A 16,487-nucleotide genomic window follows, 5' to 3' on the forward strand; every position below is an offset into this window, starting at 1 on the left:
AAGGGCTCCGATGGCACAGCACGCCCGCCGCTCGACGAGGGGGCGCGTCCGCGCCGCGCTCGGACAGTGGCGCCAGCCGCCCGAGTTCCGCGTTCCGCCGCCGCCGCTCGACCCGGCCCAGGCGGCGTGGGTCGCGGGTGTGCTGGCGGAGGTCGAGGCGGCGGAGGCGCTGGCGGACCGGGCCCTCGCGGAAGCCGCGGCCACATCCGAAACCGCCGACAGCACCGCAACCGCCGAAGCGGCCGGGACGACCGAGACCGCCGCAACCGCCGCAACCGCCGAAGCGGCCGGGACCGCCGCAGCCGGCGCCGGCTCCGGCGCCCTCGTGGGCGCGGCCACCGGCCTCTGGCGGGCGCTGCGCAAGCTCGACCAGGACGCCGGCTCGCTGTCGGCGGCCGACCTGCGGCAGGTCCGTATCCAGGTCCGCGCGAGCCGCCAGGCGCTCGCCGACGACGGGCTGGAGATCCAGGAGCACGACGGCGAGCCGTTCGACTCCGGGCTCTCCCTGGAGGTGCTGGTCTTCCAGGACGAGCCGGAGCTGACCCGCGAGGTCGTGCTGGAGACCGTGCGGCCGACGGTCTACTTCCGCGGCCGGCGCATCCAGATGGGCCAGGTCATCGTCGGCAGGCCCGTATCCCCGCAGACTCCCGGCGCAGAGACGATCAAGGAGACCCCGGCGTGAGCGAGACCATCGACTACGGCATCGACCTCGGCACCACCAACAGCGCGATCGCGGTGGCCGAGGACGGCGGCGTGCGCGTCGTGAAGAACAACGACGGCTGGGACACCACCCCCTCGGCGGTGTGGATCCCCAAGAGCGGCGTGGTCCACGTGGGCAGGCGCGCCAGGGACCGCACGCAGACCGACCCGGCCAACGCGCACGCCGAGTTCAAGCTGGAGATGGGGGTGGCGGGGGCCACGCGCCGGTTCGAACGCGCCGGACTGGCGCTGACACCCGAGCAGTTGTCCGCCGAAGTGCTGAAGTCGCTGCGGCAGGACGCCGCGCACGAACTCGGGTTCCAGCCGGAGGCCGCGGTGATCACCGTGCCCGCGGCCTTCGCCCTCAACCAGAACAACGCCACGTCCGACGCCGCCGCCCTGGCCGGGCTCAGCGAGCATTGCCCGCTGGTGCAGGAGCCGACCGCCGCGGCCATCGCGTACGGCGTGCAGGACTCCTCGGACTCCGCCCACTGGATGGTCTTCGACCTCGGCGGCGGCACGTTCGACGCCGCCGTGATGAGCAAGCGCGACGGCGAGCTGCAGCTGATCCAGCACGCGGGCGACCCGTACCTCGGCGGGAAACTCATCGACTGGGCCCTCGTCAACGACCTGCTGGCGCCCGCGGCCCGGCGGGATCTCGGGCTGCCGGACTTCACCCGGGGCAACCCCCGGTGGCGGAAGAACTTCGCCCTGCTCAAGCGGGAGGCCGAGAACGCGAAGATCGAGCTGTCCCGGGCCGACACGTTCGACATCAACGTCGACCTCTGGAACGCCGACGACGACGCCGAGCCCTTCGAGTACACCCTGACCCGGGGCGCGCTCGACGACCTCGCGCTCCCCTTCTACACCCGGGCGGTCAAGCTCTGCCGGGACGCGCTGGCCGACAGCGCGCTGCGCCCCGACCACATCGACCGGCTGCTCCTGGCCGGCGGCTCGACGCTCAGCCCCGGGCTGCGCGAACTGCTCGCCGACCCGGACACAGGGCTCGGCATCGCCGTGGACCACAGCCAGGACCCCACCACTGTGGTGGCCCGCGGCGCCGCGGCGTTCGCCCGTACCGTACGGCGACCGCGGAAGGCGGTGGCCGCGGCGCCGGGGGAGTTCGCGATCGAGCTGAACTACCCCGTCCAGACCGTCGACACCACCGAGATCCCGGTGTCCGGCACGCTGCGCAGCGGCAGCACGGTGGACTGGACCCAGTACGCCGTCGTGCTGGCCAACCCCGACGGGCAGCCGCCGTTCCGCGGACCGCGTACCGCGCTCACCCAGGACGGCACCTTCTACACCGAGGTCGCCATCACCGCCGACACCACGTCGCGCTTCACCGTGGAGCTGACCGACGCCGCCGGCACCCGGCAGCGGCTCGCCGGCGACACCCTGTCGATCACGCACGCGAAGGTCGTCCCCGGCGAGGCCGTGCTGACCGGCACCCTCGGCATCGGCCGGGCCGACGGCACGTTCGACCCGCTGCTCCGCAAGGGCGCGACCCTGCCGGCCATGGTGACGAAGATCTACCGCACCACCATCGCGCTGCACCGCTCGGAGCCGGACGCGGTGATCCGTATCCCGCTGCTGGAGGGCGAACGGGGGCGCGCCGAGCGCAACACGCGGGTGGGGCTGCTGGAGATCCGGCCGCGCGACGTCCGTATCGACCTGCCGGCGGAGAGCGAGGTGGAGGTGACGTTCGAGATCGAGGCGAGCAGCCGGGAGGCCCTGGTGACCGCCCACATCCCGCTGGTCCAGCAGCAGTTCGAGGCGACGATCAACCGCGCCGAGCTGCTCGCGCCGGAACACCCGGAGCTGGTCGACCGGCTGCAGGGTCTTGAACAGCGCGTACGCAACCTCCAGGAGCAGGCGGACGACGCGTACGCGGAGCAGGCCCGGGCGAAGCTGGAGAACCTGGCGGAGCACAAGCCGCTCGCCCAGCTGCGCCGGGAGGTGGACGCCGCGGCCGTCGACACGGGGGCGGCGGTGACCAGCGACCGCCGCATCCGCGACCTGGAGGCCCAGCTCGACGACATCGAGGACGCCATCGAGATCCCCGGTCTCGAACGCCGGCTGTGGGATCTGCTCGGCGCCTGCGAGGACATCATCCAGCAGGTCGGCGGCAACCCCTCCGACCGGCGGGAGCTGGAGAGCCTGCGGGCCCGCGCGAGCGCGCTCGGCAAGGACGCGACGCCGGCGGACCTGCGGCGGCTGGCGAAGCGGGCCGGGGAATTCCAGGTGGAGCTGCTGCGGCGCACGGACCAGTGGGTGTATCTGGTGTTCAACGCGCTGGTCGAGATGCGCGACCAGATGTATCCGCGGCAGCAGGCGGACGCCGCGATCCGCGACGGCAGGCTGGCGGTGGCCGCGGGCGACGCGGATGCCCTGGTGGGGGTGAACGAGCGGCTGCGCCGGCTGCTGCCGCCGGATGCCGCGGACGCGGCCGAGAAGAAGACGGGCGGAGTGAAGTGAGCACGCACGACGACCCCGTGCGGGTCCGCCCCGAACCGGCCCCCGTGTCGCTGCCGGGCTCCCCGCCCGGCGGGAACGCCCGCGGGAACTCCCGCGGGAACTCCGCCGTGGAGCCCGCCGCCGGGTCCGGCGCCGAGCCCGCCGTCGAGCCCGGCGCCTCCGGCGCGGCGGCGTCGCGCACGCTGCGCACGGCCCTGCTGCTCGCGCGCGTCCGCACGGCGGCGCGCGCCGGTGACCTGGACGAGGCGCTGCGGCTGCTGCGCGCGGCGGAGGCCCGGGACGCCCGGTCGGTGGACGAACACCGGGACGTACTGGACCTGTTCGCCCGCGTCCACGCCCAGCGCGGCGAACTGGACGCGGCGGCGGTGTACTGGCGCCGCGTCCGGGCCCGCCACCCGGACGACCCGGCCGCGGCAGCGGGCCTGGCGCGCATCGCGCGCCTGCGCCGCCACGGCCCGCGGGCGTCGCTGGCCCGCCACCGGACCCGTACGGCGGTGGTGGCGGCGGTGTGCGCGGTGGCGGTGGTGGCGACGGGAGCGGTGGCGCTGACCGGAGACGAGCCGTCGCGGCCGTCGCGTACGGATACGGAGACGGCGGCGGCGACGGAGCGGCAGATCGAGGAGAGCGTACGAAAGAAACTGGCGGCAGCCGAGGAAACGACCCGCACCCGAGAGGCAACACGCCGCGAAGAAGCAGCCCGGGACCTGGCGAGGACACTCCGCTCCCCGGGCGTACGGCCGCACGTACAGGGCACGTCGGTGGAGGTGGCCTTCGCGGAAGGAGTCTTCTCCGAAGGCGCAGAGCTGACCGAAGAGGGCGCCGACCGCCTTGCGGCCCTGGGCGGGAACCTCACACCGGTCAAGGCCCGCATCGCCATCCACGGCCACGCCGCCACGGTCCCCGACGCCCCGCGCCGCGGCGGCTCGGTGGTCGCGCTCTGGCGCGCGCTGATCGCGGCCCGCGAACTGAGCACGGCCAGCGGCAAGCCGCTGACGGCGTTCACCACGGCGAGCGCGGACCAGCGGGAAGCGCCGTACACGCAGGACGCGAGGAACCGCACGGTGACGGTGGTGATCACCCCGGAGTGACGCCGGGCACGGCGGGGGCCCGAGCCGCCGCGCCGTTCGTGCACGGCGGCCCCCGCAACCGGCCCCGCAAGCGCCGGCGCCGGTTGCGGGGACCGCCGCTACCCCAGGTACGGCGTGGCCCGGTGTTCGAGGAAGTGCCGCAGCCGGAGGCGCTGCGTGTGGTGCATCGGCAGCTCGTCGAGGTCAACCGGGTCGACGAACCGCAGCTCCGTCGACTCCTCCGAGATCGCCAGCGTCCCGCCGACGACGCGCGCCGTGAAGCACACGTTGAACTGCCGGCGCACCTCCCCGTCGCTGTACGCGACGATGTGCCGCGGATCGGTGTACGTACCGACCAGCCCCGTCACCTCAACATCGAGCCCCGTCTCCTCCTTCACCTCCCGCACCGCACAGCCCGGCAACGAGTCCCCCAGGTCCATGCCGCCACCGGGCAGCGCCCACAGGCCGCTGTCCCGGCGGCGCTGCAGCAGGATGCGCCCCGCGCCGTCGGTCACCACGGCGGAGGCCGCCGCGACGAGGCTGTTGGGCTCGGGCGCGGCGGGGTCGTCGTAGTACTCGGTACGCGCCATGGGCGGCTCCTCGCCTTCTCCGCGGATGCTACGCGAGGTGACCGGGCCGGGCCGGGTTCCACCTCGACCGAGACGATCCGGTCCGCCACGACCCGGATGCGGGCGCGGCCGGTGCGCCCTGCGTGACGTTGCCAGGAGGGCGCCGAGGGCCGCCGCTAGGCGAACTCCCGCAGTGCCTCGGCGATGTTGGCCCGGTTCGTCTGCAGCGCCTCCAGCCCGGCGGCATAGCGGTCACGGTGCCCTGCGATGTCGGCGGTCTGTTTCTCAGCCCGCACTGCGTGCCAGATCTCGACCGTACGGTGGCGGCGCTTGCAGGTGACGTCGGCGACGGCGGTGGCCCGTTCCTGCCGCGTGTGCCGGGTGTTGCCGTCGCTGCCCCGCCGCCAGGCGTCGTCCGTGTACGCCGCGACGGGTGAGCGGTAGCGCGTGAATCCCTGGTCTGCCATGCAGCCGGACCACTCGTCCCAGGCCGCGCGAATCCGCTTGTCGCGCTTGACCGCCTTGTCGACCACGACCGCCCGCCGGCTCGCGTAGAGCCAGTCCCGTTCGAGGTCGATCCCGCGCGTCAGCCGGCTGTTGGCCTCGGCGCTGCAGGCGGGGTGGTCCGCGTACTCGGCGGAGGTCATGCGGCGGCCCTGCGGCCGGGTGGTCGGGGATGCCGCCGGGTCCCAGCCGTAACCCCAGCGCTGGGCGTCATCGAGGTCGGCGGCGCCGTAGTCGGTACTCACCGCAGTGGCGACGACGGGGTCGCTGGGATAACGCGGGTCGAGCGGGAAGTCCGGGTGGCCGCGGTCCGCCATGCACTGCCGGACCAGCAACGCCGTCGCCCGCTGGCTTCGCCGGTAGTCCTCCGGCGTGGAGTCGTAGCGGTCGGCCGGGAGCGACCCGGGGTCCGACGCCGTGGGTACGGCGCCCGGGAGTTCGGCGCCGGAAGCGCAGATCGCCGCCAACGCCGCCACTGCCGTCACGGCCGCCGGCCGCCACCCCTGTCTCCCCATGCGGAGGGATGTTAGCGAACGGCTGTACGCGATCGTCCGGCCGCGTTGCCCGCCGTAGGCGCCCAGCTGAAGGTCACCACCAACCCGGCCGCGGGCACCGAACTGCTCACCGCCACCGGCGACCTCTTCGCCGTCGAACTCCGCGCCCACCGCTCCGCCGGCGCGAGACCGGCGAGACCATGGCCGAGAGCGAGAAGTGGATCACTCTCGACCCTGTCTCCGACACGTCTCCCCCCGGCCCAGCCGCACGCGCTTCCGGCACGAGCAGGTTCAGGGCCGCACCGTTCCTGTGGACTGAGCGGGAGTGACTCCGCTCGGCCGCACGCCCCGAACGGTCTTGGGCTCCCCCACTGCCTTAAGGGCGTGGGTGGTACCCCCAGGTCCCCGGCGTACTCGGCCCCGGGGCAGCGACACGGATCCTGTCCGTGGTCCGGTCCCGGGAGGCCGGTTCCCTCACGACCCGGCCATGTGGGCACGGCCAGAGGGCGACGGGGAAGCCCCGGGACCATCACTCCGGTGGAGCGGGGGCCCCGCACGCTGGCACCGCACCCGGCGTCCCAGATCGCACGATCAACGTAGCCCGAACGGCCCGGGCCACCGCAAGCCCACAAGCCCACCACCACACGAACGAGTCACACCACCCTCGTGCACACTCCCCGGCCAGCAGTTGGCTACCCCTACGGGTGCAGGACCGGACCGCGTGGCCGGCGCCAACGACTACGGCCGCGCCGCCGTGGCTCGCCGGCGCCGCGACGGCCACATCCCGACACGATCCGGCGGGTCTTCCTCATCCTGATCGCCGGGAGATCTTTCGATGGCGTGAAGGGCGGCGACGGTGTTGCCGGCCATGCAGGGCATTAGCACGATGGGTTCTCGGGGAAGTTCTTGCAGACGGTGACCGGGTTGTAGTAATCGTCGGCGCGCAGGAGCTTCCCGTCGGGTGTCCATTCGAGACGGAACACGTACACGTTGGGGTAGGGGCGGCCGTCGGCGGCGGTGAAGTCGCCGTCGGTCTCGACGAACGAGACCTTTCCCCCGTTCGTCACCGAGACCCGGGTGTCGACGAAGTCGATCGCGGACATGTCGGCGAACATTCCGCGAAAGTAGCCGAGTGCCTCTTCGCGGCCGGTGAAGACGAAGTCCGGCTCCTGGTTGCCGGAGAACGTCATCGGCTGGGTCAGCACGATGTCCGCGTGCTGGAACTCGGCGACCGCCGCCAGGTCCTCGCGTTCGACCGCGCTGAGGAAGGCCAGCGTCCGCTTCTCGGTCTCCCCTTCCGGCGGGCTCGCCTCGCCCTGGTCGGCGGTGAGCAGGAGTCCGCCGGTGACGGCGGCAGTGGTCGCGAGGGACAGGGCGAGGATCTTCAGGGGGGTGGGCACTGGAGCTCCTCCGCATGCTGGTGTTTTGTGGTGTTTCGTGCCATAGCGTTTCTCGGTGCGTTCGGGCCGCCACGGTCCGCCACGGTCCTGGTCAGACGTGGCTGCCCGGTTCGGCAGCCTGAGGTTTCTGATCAACGACCCGAGGCGCATAGGTCGAGGAGACGCCCCAGGTAAACAAGGTTGACGACGTCAACCTAGCGACTCGTGGTTGACGACGTCAACCCCCGCTGTCCGTCGTGCCCCGCGGTATAGTCCACATGTGCCCCCCCGTACTCGCGAACTGCTGATTGCCGCGGCGGCCGACCTCCTCGACGCGGGCGGGCCAGAGTCCGTCACCCTGCGCGAGGTCGGCCACCGCGCCGGCGTGTCCCACAACGCCCCGTACAAGCACTTCGCCAACAAGCAGGCCCTGCTCGCCGGCGTCGCCGCCGAAGAACTGACGAAGACGGGCGAGGCGTTGGCCGCCCTGCGGACGGACGACCTGCCCGAGGGTGAGGTGCTCCGCGCGGCTCTCCGGGAGTACGTCGCCTGGGCGCTGGCCTATCCGGCCCGCTTCCAGCTGGTCTTCGGCGTCTGGACCACCCCGTTCGAGGACCTGGTCGTCGCCGTGGAGTCCAGCCGGAACACGCTGCTCGCCATCGTCGAGGCCGCGCAGCTGGCCGGGCAGCTCCCGCCGGGCGACACCGAGCGGATGATGTCGCTGCTGCAGGCCGTCATCCACGGAGCCATCGACCTGACGGTGGGCGGGCACCTCGCAATCGGCGGCAAGGGGAACGCCGACGCCGACGCGCTCGTCGACGACCTCCTGGGCTACTTGCACGCCTCGGCGGCGGTCACCCGCTCCGCCTGACATCCCTCCGCTCGAACTCACAACCGCAACCGCCACAGGTTGCGTCATCCCGGAGGCGTACGATGCCGCTCTCCGGCCACCTCCCAGGCCACGCTGAGCGCATCGACGGCATCGGCGGCGGCCGGCGCGCACGGCCACCAGTCACCGTCCTCGCGTACGTACGGATACCAGCGGTCGTCCGCGCTCAGCCGGAGCTGGATGCCCGCGGCGTCGATGATCAGGCGGTTTCGCCAGGCTCGTGGCTCTGGTGTGGGCCCGTCGTCGGCGGTCATCTCCCCGAGCGCTTCGGTGACGGCGGTGCGGGCATGGGCCATGACGTTCCGGGCGGGGCTCCAGGACTGCTCGGCGACGATCAGGCCGGCGGCTCCGCCGTGGCGCCAGGCGCGGGTGAGCCGGGCCAGCGCCAGGGGGTGCAGGCCGGTGCCGGTGGCCAGGGCCTGGAAGTACTCCGGGGTGCGGTGGGTGGTGACGAGGCGGGCGGCGTCCTGGTTGCGGGTCAGCTGCAGGCACGCCGGGTCGCCGGTGAGCAGCTGTGCGGCGCGGGCGGCCGTGTCGGCGGCGAGGGTTTCCAGGCCGTCGGCGGTCAGCCCGCTGCGGGGCGGCGGATCCTCGGGGAGGGTGGGATCACGGCGGGCGATCGCGGCGAGCTGTGCGGCGAGGGCGGGTGCTTCGGCGGGTGCTCCGGCGGGTACGTCGGCGGGTGCTCCGGCGGGTACTTCGGCGGGCGCTTCGGCGGTGGCCCGGGCCCAGCGGGCGTAGGCAGCCGCCGCGGGGATGCCGGCCGGCGGGGCTTCGCGGTCTGCGCCGGCCGCCCCGGTCGCGGTGCTGCTGCGACGTCTGCGCAGTCCGGCCAGTACGCGGTCCTTGGTGCGCCCGCGCAGGTGGAACAGCGTGAAGGGGTCGGCGTCGACGGCGGCGGTGATGGCGTAGCACAGTGCCGCGGCGTGTTTGCAGGGGTAACCCCAGTCGGGGCAGGAGCAGTGCGGGTCGAACTCGTGCGGACGGGGCAGCACGGGCACGTCGGCGGCGTCCGCGGCGTCGGCGAGGGTCTCGGGCATCTCACCGTCCAGGAGCGCCGCGACGTGCGCGGCGCGGGCGGCGATCGCATCGAGCAGGGTGTCCCACGCCGCGTCGTCGAGGACGGGTACGCGGACGGCGGTGCGGTACGGGCGGGGGCGGCTGCCCTGCACGGGTGCCGTGATCGCACCGGGGGTGACGGTGATCTCGCCGACGGCCCCGGCCCGGGCATAGGTGCGGCCGCGGGCGAGCCGGCCGGCGTCCAGGGCGGAGTCCTCCAGCGCGACGACCCAGGCCCGGCCCCACCAGGTGCCGGCGAACGCGCGCTTGCCGCGGGCCGGGGCGCGGCGGGCGGGGCTCACGACGTGCTCCCGAGCGCCACGAGTTCGGCGAGTTCGGCGTCGCCGAGTTCGGTCAGCGCCGCCTCGCCGGAGCCGACCACGGCGTCGGCGAGGCTGCGCTTGGCGGCCAGCAGCCGGGCGACCTTGTCCTCCACGGTTCCCTCCGTGACCAGCCGGTGGACCTGGACGGGGCGGTCCTGGCCGATGCGGTGGGCGCGGTCGGTGGCCTGGTCCTCCACCGCCGGGTTCCACCAGCGGTCGTAGTGGATGACGTGGGTGGCGCGGGTGAGGTTCAGCCCGGTGCCCGCGGCCTTGAGGGAGAGCAGGAAGACCGGCCTGGCGCCGGACTGGAAGCGCTCCACCATCTCCTCGCGCCGGGCCACCGGTGTGCCGCCGTGCAGCAGCAGCGGCGGCAGCGGCGGCTTGCCGGCCAGCGCGCCGCGTGCGGTCAGGTGCTTCTCGATGAGCTTGGCCATGGCCACGTACTGGGTGAAGACCAGCACGGACTCGCCTTCGGCGGTGATGGTCGCCAGTAGCTCCTCCAGCAGCTCCAGTTTGCCAGAGCGGCCGGGCAGCGGGCCGGACTGGCGCAGGTACTGGGCGGGATGGTTGCAGATCTGCTTGCACGCGGTGAGCAGCTTCAGCACCAGGCCGCGCCGGGCGATGCCCTCGGACTGCTCGATCCGGGCCATGGTCTCGCGCACCACCGCCTCGTACAGCGCGGCCTGCTCGGCGGTGAGCGCGGCCACGTTGTCCGTCTCGGTCTTGGGCGGCAGCTCCGGGGCGATGCCCGGGTCCGTCTTCTTGCGCCGCAGCAGGAACGGGCGTACCAGCCGGGACAGCCGTTCGGCGGCCTCGGCCGACTCCTCCCCCTGGCCGGCTTCGACGGTGCGGCCGTAGCGGTCGCGGAAGGCGGTGAGCGAGCCGAGCAGGCCGGGCGTGGTCCAATCGAGGATCGCCCACAGCTCGGAGAGGTTGTTCTCCACCGGCGTGCCGGTCAGCGCCACCCGTGCCCCGGCGGGGATGGCGCGCAGCTCCCGGGCGGTGGCCGAGTGCGGGTTCTTCGCATGCTGCGCCTCGTCCGCGACCACCAGGCCCCAGCCGACCTCGGCGAGGGCCTCGCGGTCGCGGCGCAGCACCCCGTACGTGACGAGCACGATCTCGTCCCGGGCGACGGCGTCGAGGTGGCGTTCGCCGCCGTGGTAGCGGCGCACCGGGACTCCCGGCGCGAAGCGCTCCACCTCCCGCTGCCAGTTGCCCAGCAGCGACGCCGGGCAGGCCACCAGCGCAGGCCCGGCGGTGGCGCGTTCGGTCTGCCGGTGCAGATGGAGGGCGATGAGGGTGATGGTCTTGCCCAGGCCCATGTCGTCGGCGAGGCAGCCGCCCAGGCCGAGTTCGCACATGGAGGCCAGCCAGTCCACCCCGCGGCGCTGGTAGCCGCGCAGGGTCGCCTTCAGCCCGGACGGCTGCGGGAGCTGTTCGCGGCGCTCGGGATCGCGGATCCGGGCCACCAGCTCCGCCAGCGCCCCGGCCGGCGTGACCGCGACCCGCTCACCGTCCGCGTCCGCCTGGCCGGTGAGCGCGGCCGTCAGCGCCTCCATCCCGCGGAGCGGCTCCATCCGGCGCCGCCGGGCCCGGGCCACCAGCTTGGGATCGGCCACCACCCACTGGTCACGCAGCCTGATCAGTGGCCGCCGGGACTCGGCGAGGGCGTCCATCTCCGCCTCGGTGAGCGGCTCGCCGCCGAGCGACAGCCGCCAGCGGAAGTCCAGGAGCGTATCGGCGTCCAGCAGCCCGGGCGCGGCAGAGCCGGGCGCCGCAGGACCGAGCGCGGCGGTGGCGGTGAGCGCCTTGACCAGCTCCCGCGGCCAGTGCACGGCGACGCCGGCGGCGCGCAGGGCGTCGGTCGCCTCGCCCTCGCCCAGCAGTTGCAGCGCCTCGTCGTCGGACAGGCGCAGCACGTCAGGGGCGGCCTCGTCGAGCAGCCGCTGCAGCGGCGGCCACCCACGTGCCCCGCGGCGCAGCCCGAGCAGCACCTGGGCCTCGGCATCGGGACCCAGCTGCCGCTGGACGGCCTGCGGACCGGCCCACAGCTCGGCCGCCTCGACCACCAGCGACGGGTCGTCGGCGGTGTGCAGCTGCAGCACCGCGCGGAAGTCCTTCCGGCGGCCCGCGGGCGGTTCCACCCGCAGGCTCACCGTCACCGCCGCGGACAGCGCGGCCTCGACCTGCGCCGCCCAGTCCGCCAGGCCCGGCACCGCCAGTACCGCCTGCCGGGCGTACGGCACCGGGCCGTGCGCCAGCGCCGCCGCGGGCGTGCGCGGCAGCGTATCGGCGACGGCGTCGCAGAACTGCGGGATGAGGGCGGCCGGTTCCGCCATGCGCACCGGGGCGGGGCCGGGCGCGGGCAGGCAGTGGGCGTGCGGCGGGAAGACAGCGGCCAGCGCCTCGACCGCGGCCCGGGCCGGCGCGTCGTACGGACCGGCCTGCCAGACGTCGTGACCACCGGCGCTCAGCGCCGGATACAGCCGCCCCCGCGCCACCATGTGCAGCGCGAGCTTGGCGGCGGCGGCCCAGGCGGCGGCGGAGGGGTGAACGGCTGCCCCGCCGTCCGAGGTCTCCCCGGAGGCGTAATCCGCCGGCCCCCCGTCGTCGTGGCGCAGCAGGGCGGCGACGGCCTGAGCCGGCGCGGCCGCGTACGCGCCGACGGTTCGCCGGCGCGCCCCGCTGCCGTGCGGCAGCACCAGCTCCACCCGCACCTCCGCCACCCCGTCGGGCGGCGCTTCCGGCGGCTCCGCCGCCCCGGCGCCCGGGGGACGCCACAGCAGCAGCCGTCCGCCGCGCGCCGGATCCTCGGGGCGAAACACCACCGCCCAGCCGGCCCTCAGCAGGCCGGTCAACCAGGCGGTGGCCTCAGGAGTCGCCAGAGCGAGCGCCGACGCAGCCGGCGCACTGATCACTCGCGCCATCCGGCAGATGCCCCTCCCGTATCCCAGAGAACGGAGCCGCTCCCTCCCGCACGGCCACCGCATCACAGACTGTCACACCCCGGCAAGCCACGGCCAAAGGATCACGCCAGGGCAGGTGCACGACTGCCGCCTGCCCCTACGTCAGCTCACCGGCCCGTCCGCTCCGACACGCGGAGCATGGCCTGTCGCTGTGACACGCGCTGGCGCGCCTGGGCAATTACCCCTGCGCCGCCCCGGCGTTCATGCGGTGGCGTCGATGCCGAGCAGGTCGAGCGCTTCGGCGAGGCCGGCGGCCGCGTTCAGGTCGCTGCCGCCGACGAGCAGCGACGCGGTCAGGTCCCGGAGCGTGCGAACGGTGGCGGGGGCGTCGAGATCGTCGTCCAGCGCCGCGCGGATCCGCGCGAGGTAGGGGCGGGGATCTGCCCCGTCCGGCTGCTTCAGCGCGACCCTGATCCTGCCCAGCAACTGGCCCGCGTCCCGCAGCACGTCGTCCCCCCATTCGCCTCCGGTCCGGTAGTGGTAGGTCATCAGGGCGATCCTCACCGCCGCCGGCTCGGCCAGTTCTATGACGTCTCGTACGAAGACCAGGTTGCCGATGGACTTGGACATCTTCTCGCCGCCCAGCAGCAGGGGCGCGGTGTGCATCCACTGGCGCACGGCAGGTGCGCCGCCGAGCCCCGCGCTCTGGGCGTTCTCACACTCGTGGTGCGGAAAGACGAGGTCGGTGCCGCCGCCGTGAATGTCGATCTTCGCCCCGAGGTGGGCGAACGACATCGCGGTGCACTCGATGTGCCAGCCCGGCCTGCCGTAGCCGACCGCGGTGTCCCATGCTGCCGGGTCCGCACGGTCGGTGACCGACCGCCAGAGCAGGAAGTCGAGCGGGGTGCGCTTGCCGGCGAGTTCCGGGTTGCCGCCGCGAAGCCGCGCGAACTCGGTCATGACGCGCTCGGTGTAGCCGCCGATCCTGCCGAACTCGGGGAATCGGGCGACGTCGAAATAGATGTCACCGTCCAGTTCGTATGCGTATCCGTGGTCCCGCAGTTCCTTGACCGACCTGACCATCGCGTCGATGTGTTCGCTGGCACGTGGCTCGGCGTCGGGATCAAGAAGGTTGACGGCGCGCATCATGCGCTGGAATTCGGCCGTCTCACGTTCGGCGAGATCCAGGTAGTGGATGCCGAGTTCACGCGCCTTGCCGTAGAGCGGGTCGTCGACGTCGGTGATGTTCCGCACCATGCGGACGTCGACCTTCAGGTCCCGAAGGCGCCGCTGGAGAAGGTCGTAGGTGAGGAAGGTGAAGGCATGGCCGAGATGGGCCGAGTCGTACGGTGTGATGCCGCAGACGTACACGGAGACGTCGCCGCCGAACTCCGTGTTCACATACGTCTTGGCAGCCGTGTCGAAGAGCCGCATTGAACCCCTTCTTCCCTGACAAAGAGCGTGACGCAGGACGTGGCGGCGCAGTGCACCTCGTGGTGACGCGGCCGGCCTCAGCGCGCCTGGCAGGCGCGTCCCGCGCAGGCACGGGACCGCCGCCGGGCGGGGGGCGCGGCGCCGCCCGGCTGTTCGAGCTGGGAAGCCGCCGCACGAAGCAACGCCACGGCCACCAGGCGCACCACGGGATGGGTGGCGGCCCTGCGGACGAGGTCAGGAGTGCTGTTCATCGGATCCTCCGAGGATGGTCACGACGCTCGGGCGGCGGCACCGGTCCGTAGACCGGGACACGGAGATATATACCCCAGGGGGGTGTACAGAGTCGAGCCCCGCGGGAGGAAACGGGGTCAGAGTGCCATGACGGACGCGATGCCCCGCAACCCCTTGCACGGTTACCATGGGGGGGTATATTTGCGTCGCTGCCGGGGCTCAGAGTCGGCAGGCTCGTCGCTCTCCGCATCTCAGCCCCGGGCACCGCACCGACGCCGGACTCGCGGTGTGCCCCACCCCCGCTTCGACCTGCGAACGAGGAGCCGCCCCATGCGCGAGACCACCGTGACCCCGACCGCGGCGGCCGGCTACCGGCTCCCCCTGCCGGGCCGTGGATGAGCGCACCCGGCCGTGTCGGTGTTCATCGGGTGACCACCACCTGGAACGCCTCGGCCAGGCCGGCCCGACCCGCCTCACTCGCCTGCCGGGCCAGGCGGGCGCGCACCGTCTCCTCCAGGTCCGCCACGTGCGCAGTCTGGGAGACGTGCGCGCGCAGGCCCTGCATCTTCGCCTCGAACTGCCCGGTGACGTCCACGTAGTGATCGGGCCGGGGAGCGCCGACCATCCATATCTCCTCGACCGCCCAGGGCTCCAGCCCTTCGTCGCGAAGCAGTTCGGGGTGGGCGAAGGGGTTGCGGGCGTCGGGGTAGACGGCCCGCAGGGTCGCCTCCCCCACCGCGCGGTGGTCGGGGTGGAAGTCCGGCAGGGACGGCCAGTTGATCTCCGGGCTGTGCATCACCACCCGGCGCGGCCGCACCTCGCGCAGCACCCGGCTGAGGTCGCGGCGCAGGCCGGGAGTGACCTCCACGGCACCGTCTGTGTAGCCGAGGAAACGAACGTCGTCCACACCCACGGCCTTGGCCGCCGCGCGCTGTTCGGCACGGCGCAGCTCGGGCACCTCCGCCCGCCGCACGTCCGGGTCGGACCCGCCGGCATCGCCGTCGGTCACGACGCAGTACACCACCCGCATCCCGCCCGACGTCCAGCGCGCGACCGCGCCCGACGCCAGAAAGTCCACGTCGTCCGGGTGCGCGACCGCCACCAGCGCGCACTCCACCCGCGCGTCGTCGAGCACGGCCGGGTTGTTCATATTCCCTCCCTCGATCTTGACCGGACATTGACACGTATTTCATAATGTTTTCTACCATTTAAGGGGGGTGTCAACTCCGTGAGGCCCACGCGCATCGAGCCCTGGGACGAGCACCAGGGCGACAAGGACGAACTGCACCCCGAGACGCGATCCGTGCACATCGCCGCACCGCCGCTGCGCGGATGCCGTCCGCTGAGCGTGCCGCTCTACCAGAGCTCCACGTTCGCGTTCGACGACCCCGACGCCTTCGCCGAGGCGATGAGCCGCCCCGACGGGGCGTTCGTCTACAGCCGGCGGGGCAACCCCACCGTGCGAGCCCTGGAGGACGCCGTCGCCGACCTGGAGGGCGGACGGGCCGCCCTGGCGACGGCTTCCGGCATGGGGGCGATCAGCGCGGTGCTGCTGTCCCTGCTGAGCGCGGGGGACCACCTCATAGCGCAGCGCTGCCTGTACGGGGGCACCTACTCCCTGCTGACCGAGCTGGGCACCCGCTTCGGCATCGAGGTGACCTACGTGTCCGGGACCGACGCCGAAGAGGTGCGGGCCGCCGTCCGTCCCACCACGGCGCTGTTATACCTGGAGACGATCGCCAACCCGACCACCCGGCTGGCCGACCTGCCGGCCCTGCTGACCGCGGGGCGCGACGCCGGTCTGGTCAGCGTCGTCGACAACTCCTTCGCCTCGCCGGTGCTGTGCCGCCCGATCGACCACGGGGCGGACGTGGTCGTCCACTCCAGCACCAAGTACCTCGCCGGTCACTCCGACGTCACCGGCGGCGTCGCAGTCTTCGCCGACGAGAAGGCATACCGGGCCTGCTGGAAGAACGCGGTCGAACTCGGCGCCACCGCGGACCCCTTCGCGGCCTGGCTCACCATCCGCGGCCTGCAGACGCTCGGCCTGCGCATGCAGCGCCACTGCGACAACGCCGCCCACCTGGCTCGCAACCTGGCCGGGCACCCGGCGGTCAGCGCCGTGCACTGGCCCGGCCATCCCGGCCACCCCGACCACGACCTCGCCCGCCGCCTGCTGGCGGAGCCCGGAGGGGTGCTCGCCTTCGACCTGGCCGCCGGCCGCGCGGCCGGGCACGCCTTCCTCAAAGCCGTCCGGCTGGCCGGGCTGGCACCGTCCCTGGGCGGGGTCGAGACGCTGGTGCTGCACCCGGCCAGCACCTCCCACCGCGAGCTGGACACCGCGGCCCTGCACGCCGCCGGAATCGGGGAGGGCACCGTCCGGGTGTCGGTCGGCCTGGAGCACCCCGACGACCTGTGGCACGACTTCCAGCAGGCGCTGTCCCGGACCTGACTG

Annotated in this window: 13 protein-coding genes; 5 read left to right on the forward strand and 8 right to left on the reverse strand. The window is 73.3% G+C overall.

The window, feature by feature from the left end; genetic code table 11:
- Positions 1–10: 10 nt before the first annotated feature.
- From T328_RS18180 to T328_RS18190, 3 genes are read left to right on the forward strand one after another with little or no spacing between them, the layout of a single operon-like run.
- Entirely contained in the window at positions 11–682 is a 672-nt protein-coding gene (locus T328_RS18180) for a hypothetical protein (protein WP_496497126.1), read from the forward strand.
- Positions 679–3,177: an Hsp70 family protein gene (locus tag T328_RS18185; RefSeq protein WP_496497127.1), complete on the forward strand. Its 2,499-nt coding sequence runs from the start codon at positions 679–681 to the stop codon at positions 3,175–3,177. The genes T328_RS18180 and T328_RS18185 overlap by 4 nt, the downstream gene beginning before the upstream one ends.
- Positions 3,174–4,265 carry a hypothetical protein gene (locus T328_RS18190; RefSeq protein WP_496497128.1) on the forward strand — a complete coding sequence of 364 codons (1,092 nt, stop codon included), beginning with the start codon at positions 3,174–3,176 and terminating at the stop codon, positions 4,263–4,265. Before T328_RS18185 ends, T328_RS18190 begins: the two co-directional genes overlap by 4 nt.
- A 98-nt stretch (positions 4,266–4,363) precedes the next feature.
- On the opposite strand, the gene T328_RS18195 is transcribed toward T328_RS18190, so the two are convergent.
- The 3 genes from T328_RS18195 to T328_RS18205 all read right to left on the reverse strand — a co-directional run bounded on the left by T328_RS18195 (position 4,364) and on the right by T328_RS18205 (position 7,211).
- Entirely contained in the window at positions 4,364–4,834 is a 471-nt protein-coding gene (locus T328_RS18195) for an NUDIX domain-containing protein (RefSeq protein WP_496497129.1), read from the reverse strand.
- Between the two features lie 155 nt (positions 4,835–4,989).
- A complete protein-coding gene (locus tag T328_RS18200; RefSeq protein WP_496497130.1) occupies positions 4,990–5,832 on the reverse strand; it encodes a hypothetical protein in 843 nt (280 codons plus the stop codon).
- 857 nt (positions 5,833–6,689) lie between these two features.
- Positions 6,690–7,211, reverse strand: coding sequence for a nuclear transport factor 2 family protein (locus T328_RS18205; RefSeq protein WP_496497131.1), 522 nt, complete (start codon positions 7,209–7,211; stop codon positions 6,690–6,692).
- Positions 7,212–7,470: 259 nt separating this feature from the next.
- Here T328_RS18205 and T328_RS18210 point away from each other — a divergent pair, with 259 nt between their 5' ends.
- A complete protein-coding gene (locus T328_RS18210) occupies positions 7,471–8,061 on the forward strand; it encodes a TetR/AcrR family transcriptional regulator (RefSeq protein WP_496497132.1) in 591 nt (196 codons plus the stop codon).
- A 44-nt stretch (positions 8,062–8,105) separates the two neighbouring features.
- Here the strand turns inward: T328_RS18210 and T328_RS18215 are convergent, their stop codons facing one another.
- The 5 genes from T328_RS18215 to T328_RS18235 all read right to left on the reverse strand — a co-directional run bounded on the left by T328_RS18215 (position 8,106) and on the right by T328_RS18235 (position 15,182).
- The gene (locus T328_RS18215; protein WP_496497133.1) at positions 8,106–9,440 is read right to left on the reverse strand and encodes an SWIM zinc finger family protein; all 1,335 of its coding nucleotides are present in this window, start codon (positions 9,438–9,440) and stop codon (positions 8,106–8,108) included.
- Positions 9,437–12,388 carry an SCO1167/SCO6262 family helicase gene (locus tag T328_RS18220; protein ID WP_496497134.1) on the reverse strand — a complete coding sequence of 984 codons (2,952 nt, stop codon included), beginning with the start codon at positions 12,386–12,388 and terminating at the stop codon, positions 9,437–9,439. The genes T328_RS18215 and T328_RS18220 overlap by 4 nt, the downstream gene beginning before the upstream one ends.
- Before the next feature lie 240 nt (positions 12,389–12,628).
- Positions 12,629–13,801: a cysteine--tRNA ligase gene (locus T328_RS18225; protein ID WP_496497135.1), complete on the reverse strand. Its 1,173-nt coding sequence runs from the start codon at positions 13,799–13,801 to the stop codon at positions 12,629–12,631.
- A 77-nt stretch (positions 13,802–13,878) separates the two neighbouring features.
- The gene (locus T328_RS18230) at positions 13,879–14,052 is read right to left on the reverse strand and encodes a hypothetical protein (protein WP_496497136.1); all 174 of its coding nucleotides are present in this window, start codon (positions 14,050–14,052) and stop codon (positions 13,879–13,881) included.
- Positions 14,053–14,453: 401 nt separating this feature from the next.
- Entirely contained in the window at positions 14,454–15,182 is a 729-nt protein-coding gene (locus tag T328_RS18235) for a PIG-L deacetylase family protein (RefSeq protein WP_496497137.1), read from the reverse strand.
- A 78-nt stretch (positions 15,183–15,260) separates the two neighbouring features.
- Between T328_RS18235 and T328_RS18240 the strand changes: the two genes are divergently transcribed.
- Positions 15,261–16,484: a trans-sulfuration enzyme family protein gene (locus T328_RS18240; RefSeq protein WP_496497138.1), complete on the forward strand. Its 1,224-nt coding sequence runs from the start codon at positions 15,261–15,263 to the stop codon at positions 16,482–16,484.
- Positions 16,485–16,487 lie beyond the last annotated feature (3 nt).

The sequence above is a fragment of the Streptomyces sp. CNX435 genome (assembly GCF_059570575.1).

What these genes read in the sequence shown, in the direction of transcription:
- T328_RS18180 (WP_496497126.1), top strand. Translation starts at nt 11, where the DNA reads ATGGCACAGCACGCCCGCCGCTCGACGAGGGGGCGCGTCCGCGCCGCG.
- T328_RS18195 (WP_496497129.1), bottom strand. Translation starts at nt 4,834, where the DNA reads ATGGCGCGTACCGAGTACTACGACGACCCCGCCGCGCCCGAGCCCAAC.
- T328_RS18200 (WP_496497130.1), bottom strand. Translation starts at nt 5,832, where the DNA reads ATGGGGAGACAGGGGTGGCGGCCGGCGGCCGTGACGGCAGTGGCGGCG.
- T328_RS18220 (WP_496497134.1), bottom strand. Translation starts at nt 12,388, where the DNA reads ATGGCGCGAGTGATCAGTGCGCCGGCTGCGTCGGCGCTCGCTCTGGCG.
- T328_RS18225 (WP_496497135.1), bottom strand. Translation starts at nt 13,801, where the DNA reads ATGCGGCTCTTCGACACGGCTGCCAAGACGTATGTGAACACGGAGTTC.
- T328_RS18230 (WP_496497136.1), bottom strand. Translation starts at nt 14,052, where the DNA reads ATGAACAGCACTCCTGACCTCGTCCGCAGGGCCGCCACCCATCCCGTG.
- T328_RS18235 (WP_496497137.1), bottom strand. Translation starts at nt 15,182, where the DNA reads ATGAACAACCCGGCCGTGCTCGACGACGCGCGGGTGGAGTGCGCGCTG.